Annotated in this window: 6 protein-coding genes; 2 read left to right on the top strand and 4 right to left on the bottom strand. The window is 58.0% G+C overall.

The genetic code is table 11. The features are described 5' to 3' along the window. Nucleotides 1-18: 18 nt before the first annotated feature. From lgt to ABIQ96_RS18420, 3 genes are all read right to left on the bottom strand, one after another. Nucleotides 19-1,044, bottom strand: a complete 1,026-nt coding sequence (lgt, locus tag ABIQ96_RS18410; protein ID WP_348216100.1) for a prolipoprotein diacylglyceryl transferase — start codon at nucleotides 1,042-1,044, stop codon at nucleotides 19-21. Nucleotides 1,045-1,114: 70 nt separating this feature from the next. Further along, on the bottom strand, nucleotides 1,115-2,884 hold the full coding sequence (locus tag ABIQ96_RS18415) for a ClcB-like voltage-gated chloride channel protein (protein WP_348216095.1): 1,770 nt from the start codon (nucleotides 2,882-2,884) through the stop codon (nucleotides 1,115-1,117). 7 nt (nucleotides 2,885-2,891) lie between these two features. After that, nucleotides 2,892-3,332 carry a PTS sugar transporter subunit IIA gene (locus tag ABIQ96_RS18420; RefSeq protein WP_348216096.1) on the bottom strand — a complete coding sequence of 147 codons (441 nt, stop codon included), beginning with the start codon at nucleotides 3,330-3,332 and terminating at the stop codon, nucleotides 2,892-2,894. Between the two features lie 121 nt (nucleotides 3,333-3,453). Here ABIQ96_RS18420 and ABIQ96_RS18425 point away from each other — a divergent pair, with 121 nt between their 5' ends. Both ABIQ96_RS18425 and ABIQ96_RS18430 read left to right on the top strand, forming a co-directional pair. Beyond that, nucleotides 3,454-3,741 carry a hypothetical protein gene (locus ABIQ96_RS18425; protein ID WP_348216097.1) on the top strand — a complete coding sequence of 96 codons (288 nt, stop codon included), beginning with the start codon at nucleotides 3,454-3,456 and terminating at the stop codon, nucleotides 3,739-3,741. A gap of 91 nt (nucleotides 3,742-3,832) precedes the next feature. Further along, on the top strand, nucleotides 3,833-4,633 hold the full coding sequence (locus tag ABIQ96_RS18430; RefSeq protein WP_348216098.1) for a TatD family hydrolase: 801 nt from the start codon (nucleotides 3,833-3,835) through the stop codon (nucleotides 4,631-4,633). Between the two features lie 32 nt (nucleotides 4,634-4,665). On the opposite strand, the gene ABIQ96_RS18435 is transcribed toward ABIQ96_RS18430, so the two are convergent. After that, nucleotides 4,666-5,865 (bottom strand): substrate-binding domain-containing protein, encoded by a 1,200-nt coding sequence (locus ABIQ96_RS18435; RefSeq protein WP_348216099.1) that lies wholly within the window; start codon nucleotides 5,863-5,865, stop codon nucleotides 4,666-4,668. Nucleotides 5,866-6,000: the final 135 nt, after the last annotated feature.

Below are 6,000 nucleotides of genomic sequence, written 5' to 3' on the forward strand. Positions count from 1 at the left end.
CTGACAGACACTCAAAAATCACAGCGATTGCCGTTTCCACCCGCGCCATGCGTGGAAGAAGAAAGCGGCCGCAAAGGCGAACATGAAGAACGAGAAGAATTGCCCTCTGGAGAACGCCCCTACCAACGCGGCATCAGGCTCGCGGAATTGCTCGCCGAAGATCCGGAAAAGCGCGTAGAACGCGAAAAACAGGCCAGTTAGAAGGCCGTCGGGGGCTTTGGGGAATTTCACCCGTACCACGTAGAGAATCGTGAAAAGAAGCAAGCCCTCCAACGCTCCCTCGTATAGCTGCGACGGATGGCGCGGTTCCAGATAGGGCGCGATTGCGTCCGAGACCTTGGGCGAGTGGCGGTTCGCATCCAACAGCGCTTGGAAGTAATTACTCTTCGCATAGGGAAACTCCTGATTGGATGCGGACTCCAACGCCTGATAGGCAGCGCTCAGTTTCGGCTCCACCTGCACGGCTGCCGCCGCGGCGTCGTTGAAACGGTCATATTCGGGGGCATTTCCATCCATCAATGCGCCGGGAAATTTCATCGCCCAACTGATGCCGTGGACGACCCGCCCGTAGAGCTCGCCGTTGACGAAATTCGCCATCCGTCCGAAAAATAATCCCAGCGGCGCGACCACGCAAAGCCCGTCGCCAAGACCCGTCCAGGTGACCTTTTCCTTGCGGGCATAAAACCAGGTGAAAATCACCAGCCCGAGAATCCCGCCGTGGCTCGCCATCCCCCCCTGCCACACTCGAAAAACGAGGAAGGGATCCGCCTTGATTCCGGGCCACCACTCGGGATTCAGAAGCCCGTCTTTGAAATAGAAGAGCACCCAACCGATTCGCCCGCCCATGAAGACGCCGAACAAGGCGGCGGCGGCGATGAAGTCGGCGGTCTTCTCAGGTTTCAAGACCCACATTCCACGCTGCGCAAGATTTCTCAGCAGCAGGAACCCACCGACAAATCCCATCAAATAAGCCAGACCATACCACTTCAACGAGAACTCATGGTAGATCGGCAGGGCAATTGGGTTGAGATTGTGAACGTACATGGCAAACACGGGCGCAGCTCACACCATCCCCAAGCGTCCGGCAAGCGGCGATGCAAGGCATTGGCAGGATTCAGTTTTCCGCATGCTTGGAAGTCCCGGCCAGGAACAGGAGGAGGTCGGTCTTGGTGACGCTGCCGAGAAATTTCGAGTCCTTGTCGAGCACCGGCAGGCACTCGGCTTCCGCCCGGCCGAAGACGTGGAGCGCCTCGCTCATGGTTTGGTGGAATTCGAGCGAACAGGTGTCGTCACGCATCACGTCTTTGGCGATCAGCAGGGATTCCAGATCCGGTTGGTCGAGGTAGGGCTTGATGTCGTGGAGAGAAATGGTGCCGACGAATTTCCCGTTCTCCACCACATTGAGAAACTCGCGGCGGCTTTGCAGAAAGGTCCGCACCACTTCTCCGAAACTGGCTTCCGCAGGGATCGGTTCCTGCGTCTGGCTCATCAGATCGCCGACTTTCAATTTCGCCAGATACTCGGTGACGGCAACCTGCCCTTTCCGTTTCAACGCATCGCCATACAACGACTGCGGAGTGATCGACCGACAGACGTAGTAGCTGATGACGCCCGCCAACATGATCGGCATGAGGATCTGATAGTTCAGCGTGAGCTCGAACAACATGATGATCGCCATCACCGGAGCACCGGTCGCCGCAGCGAGGAACGCGCCCATTCCCACCAGTCCGAACGCTCCGGGCTCCAAGCCCCAGCCAGGCAGAATCCATCGGCACATTTCACCGAAAAGGTATCCGACTGCCGCTCCGGTGAAGAGCGTGGGAGTGAAAACCCCACCCACCGCGCCGGAGCCGAAGGTTGCTCCGGTGGCCAGCAATTTACAGGCTAACACAATCGCCAGCGCCTGCCAGGTTCCGGGATGATTGAGGATGCCGAAAACGAGACTGCTGCCATTCCCTGTTACTTCCGGGCGATAAATCGCAAGAACTCCCACGATCGCGCCACCTAGTGCGAGTCGCAGATAAAGCGGGAGTTTGAGCTTTGAAAACATCGCCTCGCTGTCTTTTAAAAAACGCAGAAACAACGGTGCGATCAATCCGCAGCCAATACCTAACAAAACATAAGGAATGAATTCCCGAGTGTCCCGCAGCGTGAAAACAGGAGCCGCGTAGAGCGCTTCCGATCCGTGATAACCTCGCGTTGTTAAAGTCGCGATCACCGAGGAAACCACCAGCGGCCCGAACGACTCCATCGCCAGCGAACCCAGCACGATCTCCGCCACAAAGAATGCCCCCGACACCGGCGCATGATAGGCACTCGCAATCCCCGCAGCCGCTCCGCAGGCGACGATCTGCCGGCGGCGGGCAAGCGGAAATTTCATCCAACGCCCGGCTACGGAAGCCACCAGCGAAGAAAGCTGCACCAACGGACCTTCCCGTCCAATCGACGCGCCCGAAGCGCCGGAAAACAACGCGGACAGCGATTTCACCAGACTCACCTGCACTGATAGATTTCCACTGCCCACGACCACGGCCTCCATGTAATCCGTCGAGCTTTCTTGGGTTTTCAGCCGGCTGCCGAAATAAAGCGTCAGCCCGGCCAGCAATCCCCCGCCCGTCGGCACCAGCAGCCGCTGCCACCAGGCGAGGTGGCTGAAACTCTCGACATAGCTCCCACCCTGCCCAGTCAGCATCTCGTGAATGAACTCCGTCGCTTCTTTGAAAAGGATCGATGACCACGCCCCCAAAAATCCAATCAACGCCGCCCAGAGCAACGTGCTCTGGATTTCCGAGATCCGGAAATGCTCCGAAATCCAAATTCTCACATGAACCCGCCGCCTCGCGCCTGCGGTCAGTTCCGGTGAGGTGGGATCTGGAGAACTCATGGTGTCGTCACTCTAGCCAGCGGAGAAAATCATCCGCGGATTCCGCTGCCAGCAAACCTTCAATCGTTTCAGGATTTCGCAACCGTTTCACCAGCGCTGCAGTCAGCGCCAGGTATTCCGCGATCCGATGAGGAGGAATTCCAAATAGGAAAATCAGCCTTACGGGTTTCCCCTCTGACCCGAACGGAACCGGCGCGGCACAGCGCGCCGCGACACAGACGATCTCGCTCACCAGCGATGTCCGCGCATGGGGCAGCGCCACACCATTTCCCAAAAGCGGCGGATTGATCCGCTGTCGGTCGAACACGGCATCCAGAAACCCGGGGAAATTCGAGACCTCCGCACAGTTGCCTAAAAGCCCGGCGGTTCGGCGGATGGCGTCGTTTTCAGTGGTGACATCGAGATCAAGAAGCGGAGGTACGTTCAGGGTCAGCTCGGGCAAACTCATCGGCATCCATTCAACAGCCGGAGAATCGATCCAACCACCAAAAATTCGAAATCCGGGGATCTGGTAATTTTTCTCCGTTCTTCGGAGTAGGCATTTGGAAATCCCTGCCTAAACTTTTCCCATGCCGAGCAAGAAGGAACTCCTTGACCTCCAATTCGTCGATGCGCGCCACAAGCTCATCGACATCGCCGCGTTTCTGGACCGGATCGAACGCCACCCGGGCGAAGACGACTACCGCTTTGAAGCGATGAAAAAAGCACTGCCGATCCTACTCTCCGACCGCCCCGACCGCGCCCGCGCCGTGCTCGAATCCTTCTCCGACCACACGACAGAGCTTTCAGAAAGCGCCCCGTTCCAAGGCGCTTTCGGGGCCGCTCTTCCAGAGAAGGAGTTGAGAGTGGATAGTTGATGGTTGATAGGCAGAAAATGAATGAATGCCTCTTTCTCCAACTCTTCCTCTTTCCATCAACGATCGACTCTCAACCATCAACTTCTTCCCCATGAAATACATCGAGCCACACGGCCACATGGTCAGCCGGACGACGGACGACTACGAAAAACTCGCACTGTCCGGCTGCGAGGCGATCTGCGAACCGGCGTTCTGGGCCGGATTCGACCGTTCCTCCGCCGACGGATTTTACGACTACTTCAGACAGCTCACCGAATACGAACCGAAGCGCGCGGCGAAATACGGCATCAAGCATTACTCCTGGCTCTGCATCAATCCGAAGGAAGCCGACGATCCGGGATTCGCCCGCGAGGTGATGAGCATCATCCCGCAGTTCCTCGATTGTCCGACGGTGTTAGGGATTGGTGAAATCGGATTGAACAAGAACACGCGCAACGAGCTGGAAATCTTCGAAGCCCACGTCCAGCTCGCACTTGATAGAGATCTGCCGATCCTCATCCACACCCCGCACCTCGAGGACAAGCTCAAGGGCACGCGACTGATCCTCGATTCGCTCGCATCGTTCTCGAAGTTAGATCGAGGTAAGGTCATCATCGACCATGTCGAGGAACACACCATCTCCCACGTCCTCGACGCCGGCTACTGGGCCGGCATGACGCTCTATCCGGAAAGCAAGTGCTCGCCGAACCGCGCGATCGACATGTTGGAAATCTACGGCTCCGAGCGCCTCTGGATGAACTCCGCCTGCGATTGGGGCCACTCCGATCCCCTCTCCGTTCCGAAGTGCGCACTGGAAATGAAACGCCGCAAGCACAGTGCGGAAGACATCGAGAAGATCATCTATCAAAATCCTCGGACGTTCTTGAAACAGTCCACCCGATTTGTGGACTGACCTGAATGGCACGGAATTAATCCTGAAATCTATCAGCTACTGGATCGGAGGTCGCGGAAGGCGCTGGGAGTCATGCCTTCGGCGGCGTGGAAGGCGCGGGCGAAATCACTGCTGCTGCCGAAGCCGCTCTGCTCGGCCACCAATGTGACGCTCAACTTCGTATTCACCAGAAGGCGGCGCGCTTCCGCGAACTGCCTCTCGCGGATGGCAGCACCTGGCGTTTGGCCGATGGCGGCCGTGAAGTGTTTGTGGAAGGTCGCCTTCGAGACCCCTTGGGTTTCCTGAAGGAGTCTCTCCACCGTCAATCCGTGGCAGGCATGTTGGTTGATGTAAGTCACCGCGCCGGCGATATCGCACACCTCGGCGGCTTTCAGTCCGGTTGATTGGCGCACATGTAGATCGACCACCTCGACGCGGATGAAGGAATTGTCCGGGGCGCTGCCCTGGATCATCCGGTCGAGCGTCTTGATGGCTTCGAAGCCGATGATTTCGTTCGCAGCCTCGACACTTGTTAGAGTAGGAGAACTGGACAAGCACATGTCGACGTCGTCCACGCAGATCACCGCGACGTCATCGGGGACGCGCAGGCCGAGCGCGTGGCAGACGCGAATCAGATAGTTGCCACCTCCGTAGTCGACGGTCATCACGCCCGCCGGTTTTGGCAGTTGGGTCAACCAGCCAGCGAGGCCGGGTGGAACCGGTTCGACAGTCCGCTCGAGGTCCAGGAGAAGGTCGGACGCCACTAACTCGACATGCGTGGCCAGCGCGGGGTCGGCAGGTTTCGTGATTTCGCTGAAGATCCGCGCGCAGCGCCGTTGCACCGCGGGATCGTGATCGAGAACCATCATTCCCAGCGAGCGCAGCCCCTGCTGGCGAAAGTGCTGGATCGACATTTCTATCATCTTAGGCATTGAGCCTCCCACCAGCACGACACCGGGCCGCGGCGTGACGGCTGCCATGCTGACGATCGGGACGACGGGATCGAGCTGCTCAAGCATGCTTTCAAATTCCCGGTTGTCGAGGAAGCTCAGTATCCCTTCCGCCTTCCATGCGTTGAGCGCGGTCAGTTCCGGGGGCATTCGTTTGCGGTCCGCCAAGTCCTGCGGCATCCGGAAATCCCGGATGACGATCTGCGTTTGGGAATCGGCATAAGAAAGGGCCCCGCGCAACCGGCGATGGATGCAGGCGCTGGAAAACGTTGAGACGAATGCCACTTTACGCAGAGAACTCATGTCGTCAGACCCGAATGGCACTGACTTAAGCGAAATTTCGGGGTTTACCGCGATGGGGGATTTCTTTGAAAATTGACCTGGCTGCGGTGAGGTAGCTGAAGTTCTTCGGCCGCTTTTTGATGGCCCGGGGTTCGT

The organism is Luteolibacter sp. (genome assembly GCF_039920825.1).
GTDB lineage: Bacteria > Verrucomicrobiota > Verrucomicrobiia > Verrucomicrobiales > Akkermansiaceae > Luteolibacter.

Bases quoted from the DNA above. Each gene is read 5' to 3' on its own strand.
- lgt (WP_348216100.1), bottom strand. From the start codon at position 1,044: ATGTACGTTCACAATCTCAACCCAATTGCCCTGCCGATCTACCATGAG.
- ABIQ96_RS18415 (WP_348216095.1), bottom strand. From the start codon at position 2,884: ATGAGTTCTCCAGATCCCACCTCACCGGAACTGACCGCAGGCGCGAGG.
- ABIQ96_RS18420 (WP_348216096.1), bottom strand. From the start codon at position 3,332: ATGAGTTTGCCCGAGCTGACCCTGAACGTACCTCCGCTTCTTGATCTC.
- ABIQ96_RS18425 (WP_348216097.1), top strand. From the start codon at position 3,454: ATGCCGAGCAAGAAGGAACTCCTTGACCTCCAATTCGTCGATGCGCGC.
- ABIQ96_RS18430 (WP_348216098.1), top strand. From the start codon at position 3,833: ATGAAATACATCGAGCCACACGGCCACATGGTCAGCCGGACGACGGAC.
- ABIQ96_RS18435 (WP_348216099.1), bottom strand. From the start codon at position 5,865: ATGAGTTCTCTGCGTAAAGTGGCATTCGTCTCAACGTTTTCCAGCGCC.